Raw genomic sequence first — 23587 nt, 5'->3', positions numbered from 1 at the left:
TCGTTGCTCAACTGGCGGGGCCAGGATTTCACCATGACGGTTCGCTCCCTCCCCTGGCTTGCCCTTGCCATGCTGTGCGTGGTCGCCGCGTCGGCCGCGCTCGCCGAGCCGCAGCGCCCGCCGCCGCGCGAGCGCCCCGCGCAGCAACAACCGCAGCGTCCCGCGGCCAGCAATCCGTGCGCGGTGTTCGGCCCCGGTTTTGTTCGGATGGCCGGCTCCGACACCTGCATCAAGCTCGGCGGCGCCACCAGCATCGGCGGCGGGGTCGGCGGCTACTGAGCCGGAAGCGGAACCAAACGTCGCGCTCGGTCGTTATGGGCGATCATGTCGCTTCTCCGCCAAGCCCGGCCGGTCGCCCCGCTGATCGGATTTGCAGCCCTGCTCGCCATCCCCGGCCTTGCCATTCAAGGCGGCGCGCTGCCGTTCGAATACCGCATGCACGCGCTGCTCGGCGTGTCGGCGCTGTGCGTGGCGCTGTGCCTGTGGAGCGGCTGCTCGGCCGCCGAACTCGGGCTGGCGCCGCCGCTGCTGCGCGCCCATTGGATCGCCGCCGCGGTGCTGACGGTCGGGCTGATCGCGATCATGCTGCTGCAGACCCAGCTGTTCGCCTTCACCCGCAAACCGCCCGACTGGCTGTCGTTCGCGCCGTTCTATGTGCTGGTGTCGAGCCCGTGTCAGGAACTGGTGTGCCGCGCCATCCCCAAACTGATGACCGACCGGCTGCAAATCTCGGGTCTTGCCTATGTGCTGTATTCGTCGGCGATGTTTTCGCTGATCCACATCGCCTATGGCGACGGCCTGCTGCTGCTCAACACCTTCCTGCTCGGTCTGGTGTGGGGCACCGCCTATCTAAAAATGCGCAACCTGTGGCCGCTGATCCTGTCGCACGCCACCATCGGCACGCTGGCGTTCTCGCTCGGGCTGGCGTGAGCCGCGCGCAATTGCGTCATGGCTTCGCCACCCGGCCCGGCTAAACTGCCCGCCATGCACGATTCTGTATCCCGACATCTCGCTCTCACTGGCGCCTGCAACTTCCGCGATCTTGGCGGCTATCCTGGCGCCAACGGCCGACCGGTGCGCTGGCGGCAATTGTTCCGCTCCAATCATCTTGGTCTGCTGACCGAGACCGACATCGCGCAGATCCGCACGCTCGGCGTCAAAACCGCATTCGACCTGCGCGGTGTGTCGGAGCGCTTGCCGACACTGTGCTGCGTCGACGATATTGAGGTGCATTCGCTGCCGATCGAGCCGGCGATCTATAGCGCGCTGACCTCGCATGTCGCCTCCGGCCAGCCGCTGACCGCCGACGACGCTGCGGAAATGATGCGTGACTCCTATCGCGACTATGTCCGCAACAACACGCCGGCATTCCGGCAGTTGATGACGCATCTGCTCGAAGATCACGCGCCGCTGGTGATCCACTGCACCGCCGGCAAGGACCGCACCGGCTTTGCCTGCGCGATGGTGCTGAGCGCGCTCGGCGTTGCGCATGAGCTGGTGGTGACTGACTATCTGCTCACCAATCAGTTCTATCGGCTCGATCCGGTCACCGACAAGAGCATCCCGCTGCCGGATGATATCAAGGCGGTGCTGGTCTCGGTCGAGACCTCGTTCCTCGATGCCGCATTCGCCGCGGTGCGCGAGGATTTTGGCGATCTGGAAAACTATCTCGCCGAAGGCCTCGGCGTCGGTCCCTCAGAGCGCCGCGAGCTGCAGGCGCGCTATCTCGACCGCGATATCACCTAATCTCGACGTGTGGCGTGGGCGCGGCCGCAAGCGCCGCGCCGGTCAGAACCTCGGCGATCGTCAGAAGCAGAGATTGCTGACCACGTTGCCGCGCTTGTCTTTCAGCGTATAGGGGCAGTCGGCGCGCTTCAGCGCCGCCTTGGCCGCTTCATTGCCGGCATCGGCGGCGCGCTGATAGTAGGCCTTGGCGGCCGCGCTATCCTGCGGTCCGCCGCGCCCGGCCTGCGCGAATGCGCCCATGCGCTCGAGCGCGCCCGGGTGGTTCTGCGCCGCGGCCTTTTCGAACAGCGCCCGCGCGCCCACCTCGTCCTTGGGGCCGCCCTGGCCTTCCGCCAGCAGCAGCCCGAGCTGATACTGCGCCTCGGCGTTGCTCTCGGCCGCCTTCTGCAGCAGCGTGCGGGCGCGCGCCGGATCGGCCGGCGCACCGCCGCCCGATAGCGCCGCCAGATTGCTGATGCCGCGCGGATTGCCGGCATTGGCGGCCCGCTCCAGCATCTGCCGGGCGGCGGCTTCATCCCTGGCGACGCCGGCGCCGGTGGCATAGGCAACACCGAGTTCAACCATCGCCGCGCTGCTGCCCTTGTCGGCCGCCTTGCGGAACGCCGCGATCGCCTCGGCACCCTGGCCATTGGCGGCATAGGCGCGGCCGAGCTGATAGAGCGCGCGGCGCGAGCTGGCCGATGCCGTCTTGCAGAATTTGATCGCGGTCGCGACATCGCCGGCCGCGACCTCGCCCACCCCGCGAACATCGGCCGGCTTGTCCGGGTCGGTCGGATCGGCGGCGAGCCGATCGCATAGCACCAGATCCGCCGATTGCGCCGCCGCCGGCGTCAGCCACCAAGCTTGCGCCGTCACGGCCGAACTGATCATGGCGGCCAGCATCAGGGGAATGGAACGGCGCATCGCAAACCTCTCATCTGTCTTCGGCACGGAGCCGCTGCATTTAGCCGAGACCGGCCCCGGCGTCAGCAGGAAGCACGTCTTGCCCCGCATCGGTATACCGACGAAGATCATTGCGGCAAATGCTCAGCAAGCAGGTGAACGGCGCCGTGAAACCTGCTAATCTGAATACATGACCAAGCGCCATGCAACCTGGGACAATCGTTCCACCGTCAGCAAATGGGCTCATGTATTTGAGCGCAGCGGCCTCGCGATGGCTGGCGCCTCGTGCGGCCTGTTCGTCGCCGCGCTGATGATCCGCGCCAATATCGACATGGGTGCCGGCATCGCCGCGCTCGCCATGACCGTGTATGGCGGCCTCGGCTTCTATCTCGGCGTCGATCTGCCGCCGCCGCTGCATAAGCCTGATCCGGCGATCGCCGAACAGCACGCTGCCAAGACCGATACGGTCGAACTGCTGAGCGCAGCCGGCACTTTCTTCGCGGCGCTGACCGCGGTGCTGTCGGTGTATCTGATCGTGGTCGATGAGCGGCTGTGGATCGGCATCGTGCTGCTGATTGCGGCGCTCTGGCTGATCGGCACCAGCATGCAGGTCGCAGCCGGCGTAATCGCGCGGCTGCGCCGCAACCGGCCCAGCAACTAATCGTCGCCACCAGATCGCTCAGTTCGCGCGGTCCTGCTGCTGATCGCCACGGCCCCGCGCGGGCGGCTTGTCATCGTCGCCATTGCCCTCCTTCTTGAACGGCACCAGCGCCGACAGCGTCAGAAACGTCAGTAGCGACACCACCACCGCGACATCATACGCGCCGAGACCGACCGCCGCGCCGGTGGCGCCGGTCGCCCACAGGCTGGCGGCGGTGGCCGTGCCGTGAACCGCGTTGTCGGTCTTCAAAATCGCACCGCCACCGATGAAGCCCATGCCGGTCATCAGCCCTTCGATGATCCGGGCGGTGCCCTCGGGATGACCGTTCAGCACGGTCTCGGTGGCCTGCACCACGCCGCAAGTTGCCAGCGCCACCAGCGGAAACGTGCGCAGACCGGCGCTGCGTTCGGCGCGCTCGCGATTCCAGCCGATCGGCAGCGCCAGCACATAGGCGATCAGCAACGCCGTCAGATGCGGCAACACAGTGCCCGACAGTTCCAGCAGCCGTTCCGTATGGAGATTGGCCACAACTTCCAACAGCCGTTCCATAAGCCTCCTCCTCGCTGCCGCGTTGTTGTTCGCAAGATCGATGGCCGCGGCGACCATCACAAACATCGTTACTAATTGGCAAACGACGCCCGCTGCCCGGCGACAATGATGCGCCAAGCGACGTCGCGGCGGTGCCAGCAAGGGAACTATTGCAGCGCGCTTCCGTTCAGTCGCAGCGCAAGCATTGCCGGAGGCTTTGATGACGATCTTGAAGTGGGCGCTGATCTTCTTCGTAATTTCCGTGGTCGCCGGCATCCTCGGCTTCACCGGGATTTCCGCGGCCTCCGCCGATCTCGCCCGCATCCTGTTCTACGTATTTTTAGCGGTCTTCCTGCTGCTGTTGGTGCTGGGTCTCACCATCTTCAGATCGTGAGCGCGCGTGTTCACAACCGCGCGCTGCGACATCACGTAGCGAACCGCCGCGCAACCTTTGCGGGCAATTTTGACGCGCCAGTGGATTGAATAGTCCACATTGATCTGGCGCAACGCGCCTCTGGGACGATGCGGGCAGATACGACCCGCGTGAAGCGCCGCGGCCATATAACTCATTGAGCCGCCGCAAGGCTTCCGCTAGTCAGCACGCAACACAAAATAGGCCCGGCGCGATGAGCGGTGATTGGAATACGAAATATGGCGTTCGACGTGTGCGGCGCGACCCGCCGACACTGGAGGAAGCCATCTTCGCTGCGATGGGCATCACTGATGATCCCACTCATCAGGCTGAAATCGCCGCGTCGCTGATGGGACTGCCGATCGAAGACGTGCAGAACGAAGTGCGGAAAGCCAGCCGTGTCGCCGCGCGTACCACGCGCGTGATCGCCGGTGAACAGGGCGCTCAGCGCTCGGTGGTGGTGGAACGCCGCGTCACGCGCCGTTTCGCGTCGCTCGACAAGCGGGTTGGGTAGTTCGCCTTCGCTATCAGCGATCAGCAAGATCAGCTTCAAAGAAAAAGCGCGCTGACATGGCCAGCGCGCTTTTTGTTTGAGCTATGGCATCTGCAATGTCGGCGGCATCTAGCGGAGCGACGGCGCGTGCGCCGCCTTGATCACGCCGGCTTGCTCGCCCCCGACATCGTCAGAAACAGCTTCCAGCAGGTCTGATTGAAATCGATCAGCGCGGTCGCGGCATCGGGCGGTACATCGTTGCGCAGCGGTTCGGGCTGCGGATTGGTGAAGCTCGGTGCATCGATGTTGGGATGCAGCTCGATCACGCCGGTCGACTCGCCCTGACGGAACGTCAGATGCGCGCCGAACTTGTTGGCCAGCGCCCGCATCGCCTGGTTCTGGGAACCGGTGGTGATACGCGCCCTCTCGTAGCCGAGCTCGGTAGCGACCGCGATCAGCTTCTTGAACAGGATGCTGCCCACCCCTTTGCGCCGCAAATGCGATTCGACGCTGAAGGCGAGTTCCGGCAACGAGTCCGACGACAAGTCCGGCTGATGGAGTTCGGCGGCCGCGTGCACGGCGCCATCCTCGGCGAAATAGGCCATGATGATGGTGCCGTCGCCCGCGCATTTGGCGGTGTAGTTCTCGACGAAACCTTGATCGGCATAGCCGTTGAACCGGTCCCGGCGGCTCTCGGAATCGAGCCGCATCAGGTGGTCTTTCAACAAAGGGAGTTCCTGATTGATCAGCGACCTGACCCGGCATTTGGCAGGCGTCTGACCAGTACCAACGTCGCTCATTGCATCAACGCTCCTCGCGGCAGGCCTGAGGCGTCCTGGCCCTCGGTGACCTATATTGTGCGATGCACCATATAACACAAGATCATTGGTTATGCGTGTCGATCAGGCCCCTATGTGCCCTGTTGCGAAACCTAGGTTTTGCAAGGTTAGAATCGTAGCGTTAAGCGGTACTTAAGATAGATCAAGGCCGGCCGGTACCGTAATCCGACCCGCCCTGCAGCGGCCGGTTGCACTATATCCTGATACCCGTTTTGTGGGTATTGCGATGCGACATTCTCTGGGCTTTACAGCACCATCTGGGTCTGGGTTACCACCGCCACCAGACCGCCCTCGTCGGTCTCGATTCGGGTCTGCCAGACCTGAGTCCGGCGCCCGCGATGCACCGGGGTGGCAACCGCGTAGACAGTGACACCCATGGGCGCCGGGCCGATGAAGTTGGTCTTGCTTTCCAGCGTGGCGGTGCCCTTGGCATCGGCCGGCAGATTGAGCACGGTCGCCGCCGCGCCGACGCTGTCGGCCAGCGCCATCGCCGCGCCGCCATGCAGGATCTGGCCGACCGTGCACAGATCGTCCCGCACCAACAGGCTGGCGACTACCCGTTCCGGCGACGCCTCGGTGAAAGTCACCCCCATCAAGGTGGCGAAAGGCAGCGGAAACGACTTGATGGTCTCAAGCGGCCTCATGGTTCCCTCCTCGCGGCGCAGCCACCTGCCCCGGCCAAAGCCGGCGCCAGCACGCAGCTATTGATGGGATCGCGGCAAATGGCGCTGCACGCCGCGCGGCGATCGCAGGCGATTCCGGGCCCGCGGCTTTGAGAATCGGGACCGGATCGTTAGCATGCAAATCAAATCCTGTTTGCCTGGGATCGCGGCGCCGCCGCGCTACCGGTTCCATTGTTGTTGAACGGTTCCATCATGACTCACTCTCGTTTGTTCTCGATCCGCGCCGTGCTGCTGGCAGCTGTCGGCGTCACCGCGTTCAGCATGGCCGCGCAGGCTCAGGTGGTGTCGCGCGAGAGCGACATCGTCAGCCTTCGGCTTGGTCAGCGCATTCAGGTCGATGACGGCTCGTGCCCGACCGGCCAGATCAAGGAAGTCACCGGCACCACCCTCACTCCAGATGGCGTTGCCCGCAGCAGCAAGTGCGTGCCGCGCGTCGTGAGAAAATAGTAACTACGCTCACAGAGAGCTGCGACGCCAGCGCCCAGCACAGCAACCGTCCTCATCAACCTTCGCCCTGCGCGGCTGAAGGACTTTGGTAGTGCTATTGGCACGCCCGCAGCGAAACTCGTAGTTTCCTTGGTTGACGACGCGCGCGGAAGTAACTGTTCTCAGGCTTGCAATTACGCGGATTCCTTTGCGGAGGTGCAGCCATGGCGTTTCAGGCATCCTCATCCAAGCGCGGCGACGCGCCCCGATTCAATCTGCGCGGCGAAGCCGATTATCGGATCGCCAAGAGCCTGACAATGATCAGCGGCGTGATCCGGCTGCGTGCCTTCAAGGCCGATCTTTCCGACCCGCAGGCGGCGCTATTGGAGATCGCCGATCGCATCGACGCCGTCGGTGCGCTGCACAACCTGCTGATCGAATCGATGACGGGCGGCGTGCAACTCAGCAGCTACCTACAACAGGTGTGCCGTAACAGCGCACAGGCGCTGGCGCCGCAGCCGACCGAGTTCATCGTCGATTGCCGCCCCGAACATCTGGTGCCGTTCCGCGTGGCGCTGCCGCTCGGGCTGCTCACCGCCGAACTGATTTCCAATTCGCTGAAACATGCCAGCTCGGCGAACGAGCCATGCCGGGTGACGATGGTCTGCAGCCGGCCACGCCCCGACCTGCTGCGCTTCAGCTACCAGGACGACGGCCCCGGCTTTCCTGACGATTTCGACATGATGCGCGACGGCAAGGTGGGGATGCGGCTGATTCAATCGCTATGCGAGCGCATGCACGGCGACGGCATCTGGGCTAACACGGCCGGTGGCCTGCGCTTTGACATGACGGTGCCAATGAGCTGAGCGACGCCGGCCAAGTGGTCAACCGAGGCGCCCGCAGGGGTGCACAGTGTGTTCGAGCTGGACGTGTTTCGTCATTGCACAATTGCGAGGCGGCGCAGCCGACGAAGCAATCCATGAGTGACGCTTATTGGAGTGCTGGATTGCTTCGCTGCGCTTGCAATGACGGGGCCAGCGCGTCAGAAAACCAAATGAGAGCGCTTCGGCTCTGATTCCATCCGAACCGACAAAGCTCTCAGCGGCCCCCGGCTCGCGTGTCGAGCCCCCGGCGAGGCAATGTCCGTCAGGTCAGCGGGTCGAACATGCACTGCATGGTCGGGCGCGCGATCTGGGTGAAGGTCGGCGCGATCAGCGGCTGCTTCGAAGGCGGCACCCAATCGACCTCGATCCGCGGCACGCCGGTCTCGCCGATGCCGCGCAGCAGCGCTTCGCGCAAATCGGCATCCTCCACCACCGCGACGGCGTGATCATGCAGGCAGCCGCACACTTGTTGCGGGTGCGCCCAGCGTCCGGACATGTGGGTGGTGCAGGCGCGGATGAATTCGATGCGGCGATCGGTGGGTTTCAGCGACCAGCTATGGAGCTGGAGTTTTGGCTGAGCCGGCATCGGCGGCCGGTTGTTCGATTCGGCATGCGCCGGAGCGCAGAACGCAACCACTATGCTGGCGAACACCACACTGCGAAGCATCATCGACGCGCATCCACCTGCATCACGCCCTCACCGCTTCGACATCGGCTGGCACCGCGCGATGGTCCGCGCCGCGCCATGTCGTGCCGTCCCCACCCCAAACCGTTGCTGCCGGTGCTCTGCCGGCAACCACAGCAATCAGGAGACAAGGCACCGCGTTCACGTGAAATAGGCTTCACTGCTCGCATCAGGCCATCACCTGTCACGGGTCGCAGCCAAACTACCGCTGCATGATTTCGCAGATACGCAATCGGTGTTTCAGCAGCGCTTCATAGTCAAGAAAAACGGTTTCGTTATCACCATGAAATGTTTCATGCGCGCGCCTGCGATGAAACACAGCGCTGGCCACATCATCGTCGCGACGATGGCGATCGCCATGATCGCGACTGATTCGCGGCTCGTGCAGGCCGGTGGCGACGCGCTGGCAGCGCGGCCTGGCCTGCATCCGCCAGCGACAATGCGGCGCATGCAGGCCAGCAGCGGCAACCCGCTTACTTAAAATAGTCGCCGCACTTGGCGACTTCGGTGTCGGCCCCCCACGGCATGATCGGCACCGACGAGGTCGAGTTCTTCGGCGAACCTTCGATGATGCGGTCCGAGTACACCATGTATACCAGCACGTTGCGCTTGGTGTCGCAGCCGCGCACGATCTGCATTTTCTTGAAGAACAGCGAGCGGCGCTTGCGGAACATGTCGTCGCCCTGCTCCAGCTTGTCGCTGAACTTGATCGGACCGACCTGCCGGCACGACAGCGAGATGTCCGACACTTCTTCGGCAAGCCCAAGCCAACCCTTAAAACCGCCGCGCTCCGGCACGGTGAAATGGCAGGCGACGCCCTGCACTTCCGGGTCGTCGACGGCGTAAGTGGCGAGCTTGTCGTTCGGGCTCAGCCATTTGAACACGGTCGAGCGACGAAAGATCAGATCCGGCTCATCGGCGGCGCTCGCCACCGATCCGGTCAGCAAGACGCCGGCGAGCGCGGCGAGCGTCCAGATCTTCAAGCGTGAGGGCCGAGTATCGCGGAAAGTCATCGATGTCTCCGTCAACATTGTGGTGCCTATCTAAAGTGGCGATCTCGTCCCGAAAGAGCGACGATTCGCGCTATGGGCATTAACGAGATGTGAGGCTTTTCTGGTACTGTTGAAACAAAATGGGCTGAAGAGTGACGGCAGCCTTGTGAACGGCCGACCAGCCCCGCACACTACCCAGCGATTCCGCAATCGGCGACGGTATTCGAGGACATTTCGTGGCCTGGCACCATGGATTCAGAACAATTTGCACGCTCCGCTTCAACTCAGCAACGCCGCTGGCCGTGATGGCGGCTGCGGCGGGCCTGATTGCCACCACCAGCACGGCGGACGCATTCGGATCGCTGTTCTGGCCTGATTCCGACGTCGGCTATTATCACGACGAACCGGCGCCGCCGCCTCCGCCCAAGCGCCGTGCAAAGACCTATCCCACCATCGATCGCAAGCTCGAGCAGCAGCACAAGCAGGCCAGCAAGCCGCAAGGGCCGCTGGTGATCTCGGTGTCGCTCGCGCACCAGTCGATGAAGGTGTACGACGCCAACGGCCTGTTCGCGGAGACGCCGGTGTCGACCGGCATGCGCGGCCATTCCACGCCGATGGGCGTGTTCAGCATCATCCAAAAAAACAAGTTCCACCGCTCCAATCTCTACAGCGGCGCGCCGATGCCTTACATGCAGCGCATCACCTGGTCCGGGGTCGCGCTGCATGCCGGCGCACTGCCCGGCTATCCGGCGTCGCATGGCTGCATCCGCATGCCGATGAGCTTTGCCATGAAGCTCTGGAACTGGACGCGCATGGGCTCGCGCGTGGTGATCACGCCCGGCGAAGTGGCGCCGGAGCCGTTCAGCCATCCGACCCTGGTGGCGCAGAAGCCGGCGCCGACCCAGAACGCCGTCGCCCCGGAAGATGGCCGCCTTGATGCGGCACGCGCTGATGCTGGCGAAGCTGTGGCCGCACCGCCATCCGACCTCAATCTGCGGCCTGCGCTCAATCCGAGCAGCGAGCCGACCGCCGCGCCGCGCGCGCAGATTCGCACCGCTGACGCCGGCAGCCTGACCAGCGCGACGCCGACCGCCTCCGACGCCGGCGCGCCCGCCGCTGAGCCAGCGGCCGCGAAGGAGGCCGCGCCGCCCGCCAAGGCCGAGAGCGGCACCGACAGCCAAGCGGACGCCGGCAAGGCCGACGCCAATAAGGCTGAGAGCAACAAGGCTGAGGCGAACAAGACCGAGACCAACAAGGCTGAGACCAATAAGGCCGAGGCCAGCAAAGCCGACGCCGCTGCCGAGACCAAGCCGGCTGCTGGCGCTGCTGCGGAGGCGGAGGCCAAACCGGCCGCGCCCGGCACCGATGCCGCAGCCAAGCCTGAGACCGCACCGGCGCCCAAGCGCAGCGGCCAGATCGCCGCCTTCATCAGCGGCAAGGATTCGCGGCTCTATGTGCGCCAGGAGTTTGCGCCGCTGTTCGACGTGCCGGTCGAAATCACCGCCAGCGACCGCCCGCTCGGCACCCACGTGTTCACCGCGCGGCTCGACAAGGACAATGGCAACGCGATCTCGTGGTCGGTGGTGTCGATGCCGCAGACCGCGCGCCAGGCCGAGGCGAACGATGACAGCCGCGCCAGCCGGCGTCGCAAGGCCGAGGCCGCTGCCGACGTCAAAGCCAAGCCACAGCCGAACAGCGCGGCCGAGGCGCTTGATCGCTTGAAAATTCCAGCAGAGGCGATGGCCAGGATTGCCGCGGAACTGTCCACCGGCGCTTCGCTGATCGTCTCCGATCACGGCATTGCCAGCGGCGAAACCGGCGCCGGCACGGGCTTTATCATTCCGCTGCGCTGAAGCCGCGATCGCGGCGCAGCGCAGGCAGACGAGTGTTGCAGTTGCCAAGGCAAGCGGTGGGAAAAAACCCGTTGCCGGACCGGCGCGGCAACCACTAGGCTTCAAAAATACAGGCGAGACGAGACCATGATTCTCGCCAGGGGAATATCGGGAGTCGAACGAAGGAGAAGTCGATGCGCGTTGCGGCAGGACTGCTGATTGCGGGTGCTGTCTCGGCTGGCGTGGTGGTGGCTGCATGGGCACAAAGCTCAGCGCAGCCGGCAACGTCGCGCAGCGCTGGTTCCGCACCGACACCACCTGCCGCGGCCGCTGCGCCAGCGGCGGCCCCGGCTCCCGCCGCCCCTGCGGCCATCAAGAACACCTGCGCCAATCCCGATGCACTCGGCGTCGGCCGGGTGGTCGAGATCGACACCACCGGCGGCCCAGGCTTCGGCTTCGAGCATTTCAAGCAGCTCGATTTCTTGCGCGACAAGGAAGTGGTGCTGACCTTCGATGACGGCCCCTGGCCGGTCAACACCCCGGCCGTGCTCAAAGCACTCGGCGAAGAATGCACCAAGGCGATCTTCTTCCCGATCGGCAAGCACGCCACCTACTACCCGGAAATTCTCAAACAGGTCGCCACCGCCGGTCACACGGTCGGCGCGCATACTTGGTCGCACGCCAATCTCAACAACAAGAAGCTGTCCGAACAGCAGCAGATCGACGAGATCGAAAAGGGCTATAGCGCAGTGAAATGGGCGATCGGCGGCGCGCCGGCGCCATTCTTCCGGTTCCCGGCGCTGCAGCACCCGCCGACCATGGTCACCTATCTCGGCAACCGCAATGTCGCGATCTACTCCTGCGACGTTGATTCATTCGACTTCCGCGCCAAAAACGCCGACAAGATCGTCGAGACCGTGATGGGCAAGCTCGACAAGAACGGCAAGGGCATCATCTTGATGCATGATTTCCAAAAGCACACGGCCGAGGCGCTGCCTCAGCTGCTGCGCAAGCTGAAGGCTGGCGGCTACAAAGTGGTGCATATGCGCGCCAAGGCGCAGCTGCAGACCATCGCCTCCTATGACGAGTCGCTCGCCAAGGACAGCAAGCTACCGACCGTGTCGGCGCGCCCGGTGTCGAGCGTGGTGCAGACCGTTGCCGAATAATCCTCGCGCACAGTTTTGGGACCTGTCGTCGAGGTGGTGAAGTCGCAGTCATCAAAGCTGGCGATCGAAGGCTATGTGATCGTGTCCGCGGACGGCATGCTCGCGGATGCGGCGGGCCTGATGCCGGAATCGCTGAAATTCCCGGGCGATCAGCGCTTCTTCAATGACGCGCTCGAGCGTGCCGATCTGATCGTGCACGGCCGCAATTCGTTTGAGGATCAGCCGAACTCGCCGCGCCGCCGCCGCATCATCGCCACCCGCAAAGTGGCGGCGCTGACGCCCGATCCGAGCAACCCGAACGCCACGCTCTGGAACCCGGCCGGTGCGTCGTTTGACGACGCCTGCGCGCAGGCTGGCGTCACCGCCGGCACCGCCGCGATCATCGGCGGGCCGGAAATCTTCGCACTGTTCTTCGATCGGTACGACACGTTCTGGCTGTCGCAGGCGCCGCGCGTGCGCCTGCCCGGCGGCGAGCCGTGCTTTCCGGGCGTGCCGGCGCAAACCCCGGAACAGCTGCTCGCGGCGCATGGGCTGTCACCGCACGAGGTTACGCTGCTCGATCCCGCCGATGACGTGCGCGTTACTGCCTGGCGGCGCGGCTGAAGCCCGGGCTCTGCCCTGCCAATGATCAACACCACGACCTGCCCCGAGCGTTGTTGATCGGGCGGCGGAATGCTACGGCAGCAGTCGCGACCGCCTGCCCTCTTCTGCCGCCATAACCGGAACCTGCCGTGACCACCGCCATTCGCATCTATGTTGACGCCGACGCCTGTCCGGTCAAAGACGAAATCTACAAAGTGGCGTTCCGGCATGGGGTGCCGGTCAGCATCGTCGCTGGCGGTTTCATCTGGGTGCCGCATGATCCGCTGGTTGAGCGCATTGCCGCCGGCCACGGCATGGATGCCGCCGACGACTGGATCGCCGCCCGGGTCGGGCCGAGCGACATCGTGATCACCGCCGACATCCCGCTCGCCGATCGCTGCGTCAAAGCCGGCGCCACCGTGATCGCGCCGAACGGCAAGCCATATTCCGAAGAGTCGATCGGCATGACGCTGGCGGTGCGCAATCTGATGACCGAGCTGCGCTCATCCGGCGAAGTCACCGGCGGACCGCGCGCCTTTTCGCCGCGCGACCGCTCTACCTTCCTGTCGACGCTCGACGCCACCATCCGCCGCCTGCAGCGCGCGCGGGCCGATCAACCGCACACCTGAGCGACACCAGACCCGTTATGGCGCCTCCGCTGATTCAACTGAAAGACATCGCGCTGACTTTTGGCGGCGCGCCGCTGCTCGCCGGCGTCGAACTGACCGTGTCCGCTGGCGATCGGTTCTGCCTGATCGGCCGCAACGGCTCGGGCAAATCGACGCTGCTGAAAATCGTGGCCGGGCTGGTGCAGCCCGACCATGGCAGCCGCTTTGTGCAGCCGGGCGCCACGGTGCGCTATCTGCCGCAGGAGCCGGATTTTTCCAGCTTTGCGACCACGCTCGCCTATGTCGAGGCTGGGCTGGCGCCGGGCGACGACCACTACAAGGCCACTTACCTCCTCGAACAGCTCGGCCTGCATGGTGATGAAAATCCCGCGCATCTGTCGGGCGGCGAAGCGCGGCGCGCGGCGCTGGCGCGCATTCTGGCGCCTGATCCCGACATTCTGCTGCTCGATGAGCCGACCAACCATCTCGATCTCACCACCATCGAATGGCTGGAAAACGACCTCGCCGCGCGCAAGGCGGCGCTGATGATCATCAGCCACGACCGCCGCTTCCTGACCAATCTGTCGCGCGCCACCGCCTGGCTTGATCGCGGCACAGTGCGGCAGATCGACCGCGGCTTTGCCGCCTTCGAGCAATGGCGCGACGATCTGCTCGCCGAGGAAGAACGCGAACAGCACAAGCTCGATCGCAAGATCGTCGCCGAGGAACATTGGCTGCGCTACGGCGTGTCCGGCCGGCGCAAGCGCAACGTCAAGCGGCTCGCCAATCTGCACGCGCTGCGCAGCGAGCGCCGCAATTATCGCGGCAGCGTCGGCAATGCCGCGATGGCGGCCGTCGAGGCCGACAAATCCGGAAAACTGGTGATCGAAGCCAAGTCGGTGAGCCGCAGCTATGACGGCCGCACCATCGTCGACGATTTTTCGATCCGCATTCAGCGCGGCGACCGGATCGGCATCGTCGGCCCGAACGGCGCCGGCAAGACCACGCTGATCAATCTGCTGACCGGCGTCAGCGCGCCGGATTCCGGCACGATCCGGCTCGGCACCAATCTGGAAATGGCGACGCTCGATCAGAGCCGCGACAGCCTCGATCCGAAATCGACGCTCAGCGAAGCCCTGACCGGCGGCCGCGGCGACACCGTGATGGTCGGCGGCAAGCCGCGTCATGTGATCGGCTACATGAAGGACTTTCTGTTCGCGCAGCAGCAGGCGCGCACCCCGCTGGAGGCGCTGTCCGGCGGCGAGCGCGGCCGGGTGATGCTGGCGCGGGCGCTGGCCAAGCCGTCGAACCTGTTGGTGCTCGACGAGCCGACCAACGATCTCGATCTGGAAACGCTCGACGTGCTCGAGGAAATGCTCGGCGACTATGAGGGCACGGTGATCCTGGTCAGCCACGACCGCGATTTTCTCGATCGCGTCGTGACCTCGGTGATCGTGCCGGAAGGCAATGGCCGCTGGATCGAATATGCCGGCGGCTATTCCGACATGCTGGCGCAGCGCGGCGCTGATCTGACGCGCGAAGCGGTCAAGGGCACCGCCGCCAAAAGCGATGCCGCCAAGGCGGACAGGACCGACACCAAGGCCGCCGCACCGGCACCGAAGCGCAAGCTCAGTTTTAACGAAAAGCACGCGCTGGAAACGCTGCCGAAAACCATCGCCAAGCTGGAAGCCGAAATTGCCGAGCTGCAGCGCGCGCTCGATGATCCGCAGCTCTTTGCCCGCGACCGCGCCAAATTCGACAAGGTGTCGGCGGCAATCGCCAAGGCCCACGAAGCGCTGCACGAGGCCGAGCATCGCTGGCTGGAACTGGAAATGCTGCGCGAGGAAATCGAGGGCTCGTAGTAACAATAGACCTTGACACCAACCGCTCTACACGTCATGGCCGGGCTCGTCCCGGCCATCCACGTTTTGCTGCTGCAGCGCTGTTAAGACGTGGATACAAGCGACAAGCGCGGGCATGACGGATCACTGGTTCGGATCATCGTCGCGGTAACGCCGCCCGCGCCGCTCACTTCCCGGCGAGATAGCGCAGCACGCCGCGCCCGGCGGCAGCGCCGGTGGCAAAGCAAGCGGTGAGCAGATAGCCGCCGGTCGGCGCTTCCCAATCCAGCATCTCGCCGGCCACGAACACACCCGGCAGCCGCCGCAGCATGAAATCATCGTCGCATTGCTCGCGGCCAATGCCGCCGGCGCTTGAGATCGCGCGTTCGATCGGCTCGGTCGCGACCAGCCGCAGCGGCAGATCATTGATCAATGCAGCAAGCTCGCCCGGCGCGAAAGATGCCAGCGGCCGCTTCAGCCGATGCGCGGCCTCTTGCAGCAGCGCGATCGCCTGCGGCGACAATTGCGCCGCCTTGCGCAAAAACGTCGCCAGCGATTGTTTGCCGCGCGGCGCGGCCAGTTTTGACGCAAGCTGCGCGGTCGGCACATCGGGCCGCAACGCAAGATGCAGCGTCGCCTCGCCGTTCTGATCGATCGCGTCGCGCAGCGCTGCTGACAGCGCGTAGATCGCGCCGCCCTGCAAGCCATCGCGGGTGATCATGGCTTCGCCGCGCAGCCGCCGCTCGCCAAAGCGAACGTCGACGCCCTTGAGCGGTTGCCCGGCAAAACGCTCGCGCAGCAGCTCCGACCAGCCGACCACAAAGCCGCAATTGGCCGGTTTCAGCGGCGCGGCCCCGATGCCTTTGGCGGCGAGCAATGGGACCCAGCCGCCATCGGAGCCAAGTCGCGGCCAGCTCGCGCCGCCAAGCGCCAGCACGCTGGCGCGCGCCGTCACCGCCTGCTCGCCTGCCGGGGTCGAGAACAGCAGCGCGCCGTCGTCGCGCCAGCCGTGCCAGCGGTGTTTTAAGTGGAGCGTGACGCCGAGCCCGGCCAGCCGGCTCAGCCAGGCGCGCAGCAGCGGCGAGGCTTTCATCGCTTGCGGAAACACCCGGCCGCTGCTGCCGACAAAGGTCGGCTGCCCGAGGCCATCGCACCAGGCGCGCAGCGCGTCGGACGGAAACGCCGTGATCGCCGGCGTCAGCCAGTCGGCCGCCGCGCCATAGCGCGTGAGAAACGTCGCCAGTGGCTCGCTATGGGTCAGGTTGAGGCCACCGCGCCCGGCCAGCAGCAATTTGCGGCCCGGCGCCGCCATGCCGTCAAAAATGGTGACGCGCGCGCCGCCCTCTGCGGCGACCTCGGCCGCCATCAGGCCGGCCGGGCCCGCGCCAATGATGGCGACGTCGATGATGTCAGATTCTGTCACGGTCCATACCAACGGCTAGTGATACGCACCTCCCCGTCATGGCCGGGCTCGTCCCGGCCATCCACGTCTTTGATCCTGCACGTCGGTTAAGACGTGGATACCCGCGACAAGCGCGGGCATGACGGACCATTTTTGGGAACCGCTGGTATCACCGGGCTCACGATCAGCCGTAGCAATGGTTCAATCGCGCCCGGACTGCAATCCGTCATTCCGGAATGCGGGCAGCACACCGTTTGCGGCCGTCGTTCCGGGGCGCGAGCGACAGCTCGCGAACCCGGAATCCGGCGCGGGCAATAACGAGATCCCGGGTGCGCGCTGCGCGCGCCCCGGGATGACAGCGAGAGCGTGGAGATGCCGCGGCGAGCCTCAGGCCGCGGCAGCGCCTCACATCTTGAGGCCGAGCCGCGCGGCGGCCTGCGCCACGTATTTCTGGGTCTGCTGGAACGCGCCTTCCAGCGCCTGCGCCTTCGACATGTCGGAAATCTCCGCAAAATGCGCGGCGATCGCGTCCGGGGTCCACTGGTCTTCCGGAAGATTGAGGCCTTCGCTTTCCAAAAGCTTGACCACCGCGAACGAGCCGGCCCCGGCGCCCATGATGGTGCGGGTCGGCGCGTCTTGGCTGAGCAGATACAGCACCGCTGGGGTGATCGCGTCCGGCTTCATCAGCGCCAGCGCCTGCGGCGGCAGCAGTTCTTCGGTCATGCGGGTAGCCGCGGTCGGCGAGATGGTGTTGACGCGGATATCGGTCTTGCGGCCTTCCGCGGCCAGCACATTCATCAGGCCGATCATGCCGGCTTTGGCCGCGCCGTAATTGGCCTGGCCGAAATTGCCATACATGCCCGAGGATGAGGTGGTGAGCACGATGCGGCCATAGTTGCGCTCGCGCATCCCGTCCCACACCGCCTTGCAGCAATAGAAGCTGCCGACCAGATGCACGTCGAGCACCTTGGCGAAATCGGCCAGCTCCATCTTGGCGAACGATTTGTCGCGCAAAATGCCGGCATTGGCGCACAGGATATCGACCGCACCCCACTCGGCGGTGGCCTTGTCGACCATCGCCTTGACCTGCTCGAAATTGGAGACGTCGGCGCCGTCGGCGATCGCGATGCCGCCGGCCTTGCGGATCTCCTCGACCACGGTTTCCGCCGCGGTCATCGAGCCGCCGGTGCCGTCGCGCGCGCCGCCGAAATCATTGACCACCACCTTGGCGCCGCGCGCCGCGAGGCCCAGCGCGTGAGCCCGGCCGAGCCCGTTGCCCGCGCCGGTGACAATGGCCACTCGTCCGTCAAATCTGATCGTCATGTGCGTGTCCTGCAGGTTCAAGCGGGGATGGCTTGCGGAGCCAGATAGATCAGGCCGAGCCAGTCGGCGACCAGCGCCGGCTTCGGCTCGCCTTCGATTTCGACGGTGATGGTGGAGCGCGTCAGCAGCTCGGTCGGCTTGCGCAGATTTGCTTCCGCGAGCGTGAAGCGGCCGCGCACCCTTGCGCCAGCGCGCACCGGCGACAGGAACCGCACTTTGTCAAAGCCGTAATTCACGCCCATCACGGTGCCGGCAATGGTCGGCATCGCTTCGTAGGAAAACACGCTGAGCAGCGACAGCGTCAGAAAGCCATGGGCGATGGTGCCGCCGAACGGCGTTTCGCGCTTGGCGCGCTCGGCATCGACATGGATGAACTGGTGATCCTCGGTGGCATCGGCGAACACGTCGATGCGCTGCTGATCCACCACATGCCACGAAGATACGCCGATCTCCTGGCCGACCAGGCCGAGATAGACGTCACGCTCCACCACCGCACTCATATCGCCTCCACCGCAATCATTGTTATTGCGGCGCACATTCCACGGGACACGGCTGCACGCCAAGCGATTTTTGCGTGTAGTTCCGTGGCCTGCTCTAGCGTGCCGTGCTGCGGGTGCTTTGCAGCTCGGCAAACTCCTCCTCGCGGAATTCGACGCCGCGCGCGGCATCAGCGTGGTTGTTGTCGTGCTCGAGCCGGCGCAGATGCACGCGGCGGATCTTGCCCGAAATGGTTTTCGGCAGTTCGGTGACGAACTCGATGCGCCGGATGCGCTTGAACGGCGACAGCCGCGCCTGCAGATGCTGATACACCGACAGCGCCAGCTCGCGGCTCGGCTCATGGCCCGAGGTCAGGATCACATAGGCCTTTGGAATCGCCAGCCGGATCGGGTCCGGCGTCGGCACCACCGCGGCCTCAGCCACCGCCTCGTGTTCCAGCAGCACGCTTTCCAGCTCGAACGGGCTGATGCGGTAGTCGGAGGATTTGAACACGTCATCGGAGCGGCCGACGAAGGTGAGATAACCATCGTCGTCGCAAAACACCACGTCGCCGCTGCGATAGACCTCGCCATCGGTTCCGGACAGTTTGCCGCCCTCGCCCTGATAGCCCTGCATCAGGCCGGCGGGCCGCGCGGCGCCGAGCAGCAGCGTCACCTCGCCTTCCTTGGCCGGCTGGCCATCGACATCGGTGATCGCGATGCTGTAGCCCGGCAGCGGCCGGCCCATCGAGCCGATCTTGATCGGCTGCCCGGGCGAATTGCCGATCATCGCCGTGGTTTCGGTCTGGCCATAGCCGTCGCGGATCGTCAGCCCCCAGGCGGCACGCACCTGATCGATCACTTCCGGATTGAGCGGCTCGCCAGCGCCGCACACTTCGCGCAGCGCAACCTTGTACTCCGCAAGCGGCTCCTGAATGAACAGCCGCCACACGGTCGGCGGCGCGCATAGCGTGGTGACGCCGCAGCGGACCATGGTGGCGAGCAGACTCTTGGCCTCAAAGCGCGGCTGATTGACCACGAACACCGTGGCGCCGGCGTTCCAGGGCGCAAAGAAGCAGCTCCAGGCGTGCTTGGCCCAGCCGGGCGACGAGATGTTGAGATGCACGTCGCCGGGCTGCAGCCCGAGCCAGAACATGGTCGACAGCGCGCCGACCGGATAGCTGCGCTGGCTGTGCCGCACCAGTTTTGGCTTCGCGGTGGTGCCGGAGGTGAAGTACAGCAGCATCGGATCATCGGGCCGGGTCGGCCCATCCGGCACAAAGGTCTCGGGATAGTCCGCGGTCTGCTCGAACGGCGTCCAACCGGGCGCCACGCCGCCGCCGACCACCACGCGCTGCAACGAGCTATCGCCAAGGCCATCGAACTTCGCGACCTGATCCTGCGCTGCCACCACCAGCTTGGCGGCGCCGCGATCGAGCCGGTCGCGCAGTTCTTCCGGTGTCAGCAGCGTGGTCGCCGGGATCACGATCACGCCGAGCTTGATCGCCGCCAGCATGGTTTCCCACAGCGGCACCACATTGCCGAGCAGCAACAGCAGATGATCGCCGCGCTGCAGGCCCTGCGCGCGCAGGAAATTGGCGACCTGATTAGAGCGGCGCGACAGCTCCGCAAAACTGTGCTTCGTTTCGTTGCCGGTGGCGGCCTCGACGATCCACAGCGCGGTCTGGTCGCGGCTACCCGGCTTGCTCGCCAGTTCGGCGTCGAACCAGTCGAGCGCCCAGTTGAAATCGATCGGGTCGGGCCAGCGGAATTCGGCGACGGCCTTGGCGTAATCAGTGCGATGTTCGAGCAGAAAGGCGCGGGCTTGCTGGAATGTGGTCATGGCGACACCTCGAAATAGGGCCAATGCCGATTCAAAACACTCACCTCGTCATTGCGAGGAGCGAAGCGACGAAGCAATCCAGCCACGCATTGGCGCGGTCTAGATCGCTCCGCGCAATGACGAAGACGATTACTTGGCCGCGCGCTCGCGCAGGAAATTGATGATGCCGGAGAAGTCCGCACCATCATGGCCGGCCTGTTCGAACTCGGCATAGAGTTCGGCGGCATGGGCGCCGAGCGGCGTCACCGCGCCGCTGCTATGCGCCGCGTCCTGCGACAATTTTAGGTCCTTGAGCATCAAGGACGCGGCGAAGCCCGGCTTGTAGCTGTTGTTGGCCGGCGAGGTCGGCACCGGACCCGGCACCGGGCAATAGCTGGTCAGCGACCAGCACTGCCCTGAAGAGGTCGAGGCGACGTCGAACAGCGCCTGATGCGACAGGCCGAGCTTTTCGGCGAGCGTAAAAGCTTCGCTGACGCCGATCATCGAAATGCCGAGCAGCATGTTGTTGCAGATTTTCGCGGCCTGGCCTGCGCCGGCAGCGCCGCAATGCACGATCTTCTTGCCCATCTTGTCGAGCACCGGCTTGGCGGCCTCGAACGCCGCGGCCTCGCCGCCGGCCATGAAGGTCAGCGTCGCGCCCTTGGCGCCGCCCGTGCCGCCCGACACCGGCGCATCGACCGAGTGCACGCCCTGCTGCTGCGCAAGCTGATGCGCGGCGACCGCGCTGGCAACGTCGATGGTCGAGCAGTCGATCAGCAGCGCGCCCTTGGCGATGTGCGGCAGCACCTCGGTCCACACCGCCAGCACATGCTTACCGGCCGGCAGCATGGTGACGATCACCTCGGCGCCGCTGACCGCCTCAACGGCGCTCGCCGCGATGGTGACGCCGTCGGCCTTGGCCGCCTCGCGCGAAGCTTCGACCAGATCGAAGCCACGCACCTGATGGCCGGCCTTCACCAGATTGGCGGCCATCGGCCCACCCATATTGCCGAGACCGATGAATGCGATGTTGGTCATTTCCTGCCCTCGTCTGTTCTGCTTTGCGCGTTGGTTAGGTCGGGAATGTCAGCTCGTTGGCTCCCCGATGGGCGAAGTAGCGCCCGACAATTTCATCATCGACATCTTCGATCCGCGCCGGCTGCCATTTCGGCTGCCGGTCCTTGTCGATCACCGCGGCGCGCACGCCCTCGATGAATTCGGCGCTGGCGAACACTTGCAGCGCGGCGCGATATTCGTGGATCAGGCACGCTTCCAGCGACGGCGCCTGACGCGCCTGCCGCAGCAGCCGCAGCGTCACCTTCAGGCTGGTCGGCGATTTGCTGCGCAGCGCTTTCAGCGCGCCTTGCGCAAATTCCGATCCGTCGGCCTCGAGCGCCGCGGCGATCGCTTCGATGCTGTCATGCGCGAACAGCCGGTCGATCGCCGCACGGTGGCGCCGCGCGGTGCCGGGCTCGGTCGTGACCGCAAAGCGGCCGATGATGTCGCGCACCTGCTGCGCCGAGGCATTCGCCGGCGCCGCGGTCAAGGCGGCGCGCAGCTCCGGCCAATTCGCGGCCGGCACCAGCGCGTCGGCGAAGCCGGCATAGATCGCGTCACTGCCATTCATGATTTCGCCGGTCAGGCCGAAATAGGTGCCGACCTCGCCCGGCGCGCGCGACAACAGCCAGGTGCCGCCGACATCGGGAAAGAAGCCGATGCCAACTTCCGGCATCGCGATCTTGGTGCGATCGGTGACGATGCGGTGGCTGCCATGGGCCGACAGACCGACGCCGCCGCCCATCACCAAGCCGTCCATGAACGCAACATACGGCTTTGGATATTTGGCGATGTTGGCGTTGACGATGTACTCCTCGCGCCAAAACACCGGGCCGAGATCGCCGCCCTGGCGCGCACTGTGATAGAGCCCGACAATGTCGCCGCCCGCGCACAGCCCGCGCTCGCCGGCGCCTTCGATCAGCACCAAAGCCACCTCAGGATCAGCGGCGAATGACGCCATCGCGCCCTCGATCACGCGGGTCATTTCCAGCGTCAGCGCGTTGATGGCCTTGGGCCGGTTCAGCCGCAGCACGCCGGCCGCGCCCTCGCGCCGCGCGATCAGATCGCCCTCGGCCTGATCCACAGTGATGGTCTCACTCATCGCGCGCCCTCGATCAATTTCCGCGCCACGATCAGACGCATGATTTCATTGGTGCCTTCGAGAATCTGGTGCACGCGCAGATCGCGCACGATCTTCTCGATGCCGTATTCGCTGAGATAGCCGTAGCCGCCGTGCAATTGCAGCGCCTCATTGGCGACGTTGAACCCGACATCGGTGCCAAAGCGCTTGGCCATCGCGCACAGCGTCGAGGCATCATGGTCCTTGCGGTCGAGCGCCGCGGCCGCGCGCCACAGAAAGGTGCGCGCCGCTTCCAGTTCGGTTGCCATGTCGGCGAGCCGGAATTGCAGCGCCTGGAACTCGTCGAGCCGCTTGCCGAACGCCTTGCGCTCGCGCATGTAGTTCAGCGTCTTGTCGAGCGCCGCCTGCGCGCCGCCGAGCGAGCACGCCGCGATGTTAAGCCGGCCGCCATCGAGCCCGGCCATCGCGATCTTGAAGCCGATGCCCTCATCGCCGAGCCGGTTCTCGACCGGCACCCGGACATTCTCAAAAATCACCGAGCGGGTCGGCTGCGCGTTCCAGCCCATCTTGCGCTCATTGGCGCCGAACGACAGGCCGGGCGTGTCGCGCTCCACCACCAGCGTCGAGATGCCCGAGGCGCCCTCGCTGCCGGTACGCGCCATCACGACATAGAGGTCGTTGCTGCCGGCGCCTGAAATGAACTGCTTTTGGCCGTTGAGCACATAGTCATCGCCGTCGCGCACCGCGCGGGTGCGCAGCGCCGCGGCATCCGAGCCCGAGCCTGGCTCGGTGAGGCAATAGCTCGCCACCCACTCCATGGTACACAGCTTGGGTAGCCATTTCTGGCGCTGGGCGTCGTCGCCGTAGCGATCGATCATCCACGCCGCCATGTTGTGGATCGAGATGAAAGCCGACACCGCCGGGCAGCCGGTGGCCAACGCCTCGAAGATCAGCGCGGCGTCAAACCGCGTCATGGCGCTGCCGCCGACATCGTCGTTGATATAGATGCCGCCGATGCCGAGCGCCGCCGCTTCCCGGATCACGTCGAGCGGCAGATGCTTCTCTTCGTCCCACGCGAGCGCGTGCGGGGCGATCTTCTCCGCGGCGAAGTCGCGCGCCATATCTCGTATGGCGCGCTGATCGTCATTGAGCGTGAACTGCATCGCG

General features: G+C 65.2%; 27 protein-coding genes. 14 read left to right on the top strand and 13 right to left on the bottom strand.

Features of this window, described 5'->3' with window-relative positions:
- The first annotated feature begins 33 nt into the window (after positions 1–33).
- From BJ122_RS00710 to BJ122_RS00700, 3 genes are read left to right on the top strand one after another with little or no spacing between them, the layout of a single operon-like run.
- Positions 34–279 carry a hypothetical protein gene (locus BJ122_RS00710; protein ID WP_146227125.1) on the top strand — a complete coding sequence of 82 codons (246 nt, stop codon included), beginning with the start codon at positions 34–36 and terminating at the stop codon, positions 277–279.
- Between the two features lie 45 nt (positions 280–324).
- A complete protein-coding gene (locus BJ122_RS00705) occupies positions 325–930 on the top strand; it encodes a CPBP family glutamic-type intramembrane protease (RefSeq protein WP_110779273.1) in 606 nt (201 codons plus the stop codon).
- Between the two features lie 54 nt (positions 931–984).
- Positions 985–1746, top strand: a complete 762-nt coding sequence (locus BJ122_RS00700; protein ID WP_110779272.1) for a tyrosine-protein phosphatase — start codon at positions 985–987, stop codon at positions 1744–1746.
- A gap of 60 nt (positions 1747–1806) precedes the next feature.
- On the opposite strand, the gene BJ122_RS00695 is transcribed toward BJ122_RS00700, so the two are convergent.
- Positions 1807–2616 carry a tetratricopeptide repeat protein gene (locus BJ122_RS00695; RefSeq protein WP_245407569.1) on the bottom strand — a complete coding sequence of 270 codons (810 nt, stop codon included), beginning with the start codon at positions 2614–2616 and terminating at the stop codon, positions 1807–1809.
- 202 nt (positions 2617–2818) lie between these two features.
- Between BJ122_RS00695 and BJ122_RS00690 the strand changes: the two genes are divergently transcribed.
- On the top strand, positions 2819–3289 hold the full coding sequence (locus BJ122_RS00690) for a hypothetical protein (protein ID WP_110779270.1): 471 nt from the start codon (positions 2819–2821) through the stop codon (positions 3287–3289).
- Positions 3290–3307: 18 nt separating this feature from the next.
- On the opposite strand, the gene BJ122_RS00685 is transcribed toward BJ122_RS00690, so the two are convergent.
- Positions 3308–3838 (bottom strand): MgtC/SapB family protein, encoded by a 531-nt coding sequence (locus tag BJ122_RS00685; protein ID WP_110779269.1) that lies wholly within the window; start codon positions 3836–3838, stop codon positions 3308–3310.
- A 199-nt stretch (positions 3839–4037) separates the two neighbouring features.
- Between BJ122_RS00685 and BJ122_RS00680 the strand changes: the two genes are divergently transcribed.
- Both BJ122_RS00680 and BJ122_RS00675 read left to right on the top strand, forming a co-directional pair.
- Positions 4038–4211 (top strand): DUF1328 domain-containing protein, encoded by a 174-nt coding sequence (locus BJ122_RS00680; RefSeq protein WP_110779268.1) that lies wholly within the window; start codon positions 4038–4040, stop codon positions 4209–4211.
- A 232-nt stretch (positions 4212–4443) separates the two neighbouring features.
- Positions 4444–4743 carry a hypothetical protein gene (locus BJ122_RS00675; RefSeq protein ID WP_110779267.1) on the top strand — a complete coding sequence of 100 codons (300 nt, stop codon included), beginning with the start codon at positions 4444–4446 and terminating at the stop codon, positions 4741–4743.
- A 140-nt stretch (positions 4744–4883) separates the two neighbouring features.
- On the opposite strand, the gene BJ122_RS00670 is transcribed toward BJ122_RS00675, so the two are convergent.
- Positions 4884–5522: a GNAT family N-acetyltransferase gene (locus BJ122_RS00670; RefSeq protein ID WP_110779266.1), complete on the bottom strand. Its 639-nt coding sequence runs from the start codon at positions 5520–5522 to the stop codon at positions 4884–4886.
- A gap of 284 nt (positions 5523–5806) precedes the next feature.
- Positions 5807–6205, bottom strand: coding sequence for a PaaI family thioesterase (locus tag BJ122_RS00665; protein WP_110779265.1), 399 nt, complete (start codon positions 6203–6205; stop codon positions 5807–5809).
- A 231-nt stretch (positions 6206–6436) separates the two neighbouring features.
- Here BJ122_RS00665 and BJ122_RS00660 point away from each other — a divergent pair, with 231 nt between their 5' ends.
- On the top strand, positions 6437–6691 hold the full coding sequence (locus tag BJ122_RS00660; RefSeq protein ID WP_181418841.1) for a DUF6719 family protein: 255 nt from the start codon (positions 6437–6439) through the stop codon (positions 6689–6691).
- A 203-nt stretch (positions 6692–6894) separates the two neighbouring features.
- Positions 6895–7536: a sensor histidine kinase gene (locus tag BJ122_RS00655; RefSeq protein WP_110779264.1), complete on the top strand. Its 642-nt coding sequence runs from the start codon at positions 6895–6897 to the stop codon at positions 7534–7536.
- A gap of 280 nt (positions 7537–7816) precedes the next feature.
- Here the strand turns inward: BJ122_RS00655 and BJ122_RS00650 are convergent, their stop codons facing one another.
- On the bottom strand, positions 7817–8140 hold the full coding sequence (locus tag BJ122_RS00650) for a hypothetical protein (RefSeq protein WP_245407568.1): 324 nt from the start codon (positions 8138–8140) through the stop codon (positions 7817–7819).
- 334 nt (positions 8141–8474) lie between these two features.
- Between BJ122_RS00650 and BJ122_RS00645 the strand changes: the two genes are divergently transcribed.
- Positions 8475–8720 carry a hypothetical protein gene (locus tag BJ122_RS00645; protein WP_181418840.1) on the top strand — a complete coding sequence of 82 codons (246 nt, stop codon included), beginning with the start codon at positions 8475–8477 and terminating at the stop codon, positions 8718–8720.
- Here BJ122_RS00645 and BJ122_RS00640 read toward each other — a convergent pair.
- The gene (locus tag BJ122_RS00640) at positions 8713–9252 is read right to left on the bottom strand and encodes a CreA family protein (protein WP_110779436.1); all 540 of its coding nucleotides are present in this window, start codon (positions 9250–9252) and stop codon (positions 8713–8715) included. The two genes, BJ122_RS00645 and BJ122_RS00640, sit on opposite strands and share 8 nt — an antisense overlap.
- Positions 9253–9536: 284 nt before the next feature.
- Here BJ122_RS00640 and BJ122_RS00635 point away from each other — a divergent pair, with 284 nt between their 5' ends.
- The 5 genes from BJ122_RS00635 (at position 9537) to BJ122_RS00615 (ending at position 15281) form a co-directional block, all read left to right on the top strand.
- Positions 9537–11084: a L,D-transpeptidase gene (locus BJ122_RS00635; RefSeq protein ID WP_110779261.1), complete on the top strand. Its 1548-nt coding sequence runs from the start codon at positions 9537–9539 to the stop codon at positions 11082–11084.
- A 173-nt stretch (positions 11085–11257) separates the two neighbouring features.
- Positions 11258–12229 carry a polysaccharide deacetylase family protein gene (locus BJ122_RS00630; protein WP_110779260.1) on the top strand — a complete coding sequence of 324 codons (972 nt, stop codon included), beginning with the start codon at positions 11258–11260 and terminating at the stop codon, positions 12227–12229.
- Positions 12230–12325: 96 nt separating this feature from the next.
- Complete coding sequence (locus BJ122_RS00625) at positions 12326–12832, top strand: dihydrofolate reductase family protein (RefSeq protein ID WP_110779435.1); 507 nt, start codon at positions 12326–12328, stop codon at positions 12830–12832.
- Positions 12833–12960: 128 nt separating this feature from the next.
- Positions 12961–13440 (top strand): YaiI/YqxD family protein, encoded by a 480-nt coding sequence (locus BJ122_RS00620; RefSeq protein ID WP_027277531.1) that lies wholly within the window; start codon positions 12961–12963, stop codon positions 13438–13440.
- Positions 13441–13457: 17 nt separating this feature from the next.
- Positions 13458–15281, top strand: coding sequence for an ATP-binding cassette domain-containing protein (locus BJ122_RS00615; RefSeq protein ID WP_110779259.1), 1824 nt, complete (start codon positions 13458–13460; stop codon positions 15279–15281).
- A 166-nt stretch (positions 15282–15447) separates the two neighbouring features.
- On the opposite strand, the gene BJ122_RS00610 is transcribed toward BJ122_RS00615, so the two are convergent.
- The 7 genes from BJ122_RS00610 to BJ122_RS00580 all read right to left on the bottom strand — a co-directional run bounded on the left by BJ122_RS00610 (position 15448) and on the right by BJ122_RS00580 (position 23583).
- Entirely contained in the window at positions 15448–16683 is a 1236-nt protein-coding gene (locus tag BJ122_RS00610) for a TIGR03862 family flavoprotein (RefSeq protein ID WP_110779434.1), read from the bottom strand.
- Between the two features lie 384 nt (positions 16684–17067).
- Positions 17068–17985: an SDR family NAD(P)-dependent oxidoreductase gene (locus tag BJ122_RS00605; RefSeq protein WP_110779433.1), complete on the bottom strand. Its 918-nt coding sequence runs from the start codon at positions 17983–17985 to the stop codon at positions 17068–17070.
- Positions 17986–18002: 17 nt separating this feature from the next.
- A complete protein-coding gene (locus BJ122_RS00600; protein WP_027277535.1) occupies positions 18003–18485 on the bottom strand; it encodes a MaoC family dehydratase in 483 nt (160 codons plus the stop codon).
- A 94-nt stretch (positions 18486–18579) separates the two neighbouring features.
- On the bottom strand, positions 18580–20304 hold the full coding sequence (locus BJ122_RS00595; RefSeq protein ID WP_110779258.1) for an AMP-binding protein: 1725 nt from the start codon (positions 20302–20304) through the stop codon (positions 18580–18582).
- Positions 20305–20433: 129 nt separating this feature from the next.
- Positions 20434–21321 carry a 3-hydroxyisobutyrate dehydrogenase gene (mmsB, locus tag BJ122_RS00590; RefSeq protein ID WP_110779257.1) on the bottom strand — a complete coding sequence of 296 codons (888 nt, stop codon included), beginning with the start codon at positions 21319–21321 and terminating at the stop codon, positions 20434–20436.
- Between the two features lie 34 nt (positions 21322–21355).
- Positions 21356–22441: an enoyl-CoA hydratase/isomerase family protein gene (locus BJ122_RS00585; protein ID WP_110779256.1), complete on the bottom strand. Its 1086-nt coding sequence runs from the start codon at positions 22439–22441 to the stop codon at positions 21356–21358.
- Positions 22438–23583: an isobutyryl-CoA dehydrogenase gene (locus BJ122_RS00580; protein WP_110779255.1), complete on the bottom strand. Its 1146-nt coding sequence runs from the start codon at positions 23581–23583 to the stop codon at positions 22438–22440. The genes BJ122_RS00585 and BJ122_RS00580 overlap by 4 nt, the downstream gene beginning before the upstream one ends.
- Between the last annotated feature and the right edge of the window lie 4 nt (positions 23584–23587).

The sequence above is a fragment of the Rhodopseudomonas faecalis genome (assembly GCF_003217325.1).
GTDB lineage: Bacteria > Pseudomonadota > Alphaproteobacteria > Rhizobiales > Xanthobacteraceae > Rhodopseudomonas > Rhodopseudomonas faecalis.
This window is presented reverse-complemented; position numbering and strand designations above follow the sequence as displayed.

Bases quoted from the DNA above. Each gene is read 5' to 3' on its own strand.
- BJ122_RS00710 (WP_146227125.1), top strand. From the start codon at position 34: ATGACGGTTCGCTCCCTCCCCTGGCTTGCCCTTGCCATGCTGTGCGTG.
- BJ122_RS00705 (WP_110779273.1), top strand. From the start codon at position 325: ATGTCGCTTCTCCGCCAAGCCCGGCCGGTCGCCCCGCTGATCGGATTT.
- BJ122_RS00700 (WP_110779272.1), top strand. From the start codon at position 985: ATGCACGATTCTGTATCCCGACATCTCGCTCTCACTGGCGCCTGCAAC.
- BJ122_RS00695 (WP_245407569.1), bottom strand. From the start codon at position 2,616: ATGATCAGTTCGGCCGTGACGGCGCAAGCTTGGTGGCTGACGCCGGCG.
- BJ122_RS00690 (WP_110779270.1), top strand. From the start codon at position 2,819: ATGACCAAGCGCCATGCAACCTGGGACAATCGTTCCACCGTCAGCAAA.
- BJ122_RS00685 (WP_110779269.1), bottom strand. From the start codon at position 3,838: ATGGAACGGCTGTTGGAAGTTGTGGCCAATCTCCATACGGAACGGCTG.
- BJ122_RS00680 (WP_110779268.1), top strand. From the start codon at position 4,038: ATGACGATCTTGAAGTGGGCGCTGATCTTCTTCGTAATTTCCGTGGTC.
- BJ122_RS00675 (WP_110779267.1), top strand. From the start codon at position 4,444: ATGAGCGGTGATTGGAATACGAAATATGGCGTTCGACGTGTGCGGCGC.
- BJ122_RS00670 (WP_110779266.1), bottom strand. From the start codon at position 5,522: ATGAGCGACGTTGGTACTGGTCAGACGCCTGCCAAATGCCGGGTCAGG.
- BJ122_RS00665 (WP_110779265.1), bottom strand. From the start codon at position 6,205: ATGAGGCCGCTTGAGACCATCAAGTCGTTTCCGCTGCCTTTCGCCACC.
- BJ122_RS00660 (WP_181418841.1), top strand. From the start codon at position 6,437: ATGACTCACTCTCGTTTGTTCTCGATCCGCGCCGTGCTGCTGGCAGCT.
- BJ122_RS00655 (WP_110779264.1), top strand. From the start codon at position 6,895: ATGGCGTTTCAGGCATCCTCATCCAAGCGCGGCGACGCGCCCCGATTC.
- BJ122_RS00650 (WP_245407568.1), bottom strand. From the start codon at position 8,140: ATGCCGGCTCAGCCAAAACTCCAGCTCCATAGCTGGTCGCTGAAACCC.
- BJ122_RS00640 (WP_110779436.1), bottom strand. From the start codon at position 9,252: ATGACTTTCCGCGATACTCGGCCCTCACGCTTGAAGATCTGGACGCTC.
- BJ122_RS00635 (WP_110779261.1), top strand. From the start codon at position 9,537: ATGGCGGCTGCGGCGGGCCTGATTGCCACCACCAGCACGGCGGACGCA.
- BJ122_RS00630 (WP_110779260.1), top strand. From the start codon at position 11,258: ATGCGCGTTGCGGCAGGACTGCTGATTGCGGGTGCTGTCTCGGCTGGC.
- BJ122_RS00625 (WP_110779435.1), top strand. From the start codon at position 12,326: ATGCTCGCGGATGCGGCGGGCCTGATGCCGGAATCGCTGAAATTCCCG.
- BJ122_RS00615 (WP_110779259.1), top strand. From the start codon at position 13,458: ATGGCGCCTCCGCTGATTCAACTGAAAGACATCGCGCTGACTTTTGGC.
- BJ122_RS00605 (WP_110779433.1), bottom strand. From the start codon at position 17,985: ATGACGATCAGATTTGACGGACGAGTGGCCATTGTCACCGGCGCGGGC.
- BJ122_RS00600 (WP_027277535.1), bottom strand. From the start codon at position 18,485: ATGAGTGCGGTGGTGGAGCGTGACGTCTATCTCGGCCTGGTCGGCCAG.
- BJ122_RS00595 (WP_110779258.1), bottom strand. From the start codon at position 20,304: ATGACCACATTCCAGCAAGCCCGCGCCTTTCTGCTCGAACATCGCACT.
- mmsB (WP_110779257.1), bottom strand. From the start codon at position 21,321: ATGACCAACATCGCATTCATCGGTCTCGGCAATATGGGTGGGCCGATG.
- BJ122_RS00585 (WP_110779256.1), bottom strand. From the start codon at position 22,441: ATGAGTGAGACCATCACTGTGGATCAGGCCGAGGGCGATCTGATCGCG.
- BJ122_RS00580 (WP_110779255.1), bottom strand. From the start codon at position 23,583: ATGCAGTTCACGCTCAATGACGATCAGCGCGCCATACGAGATATGGCG.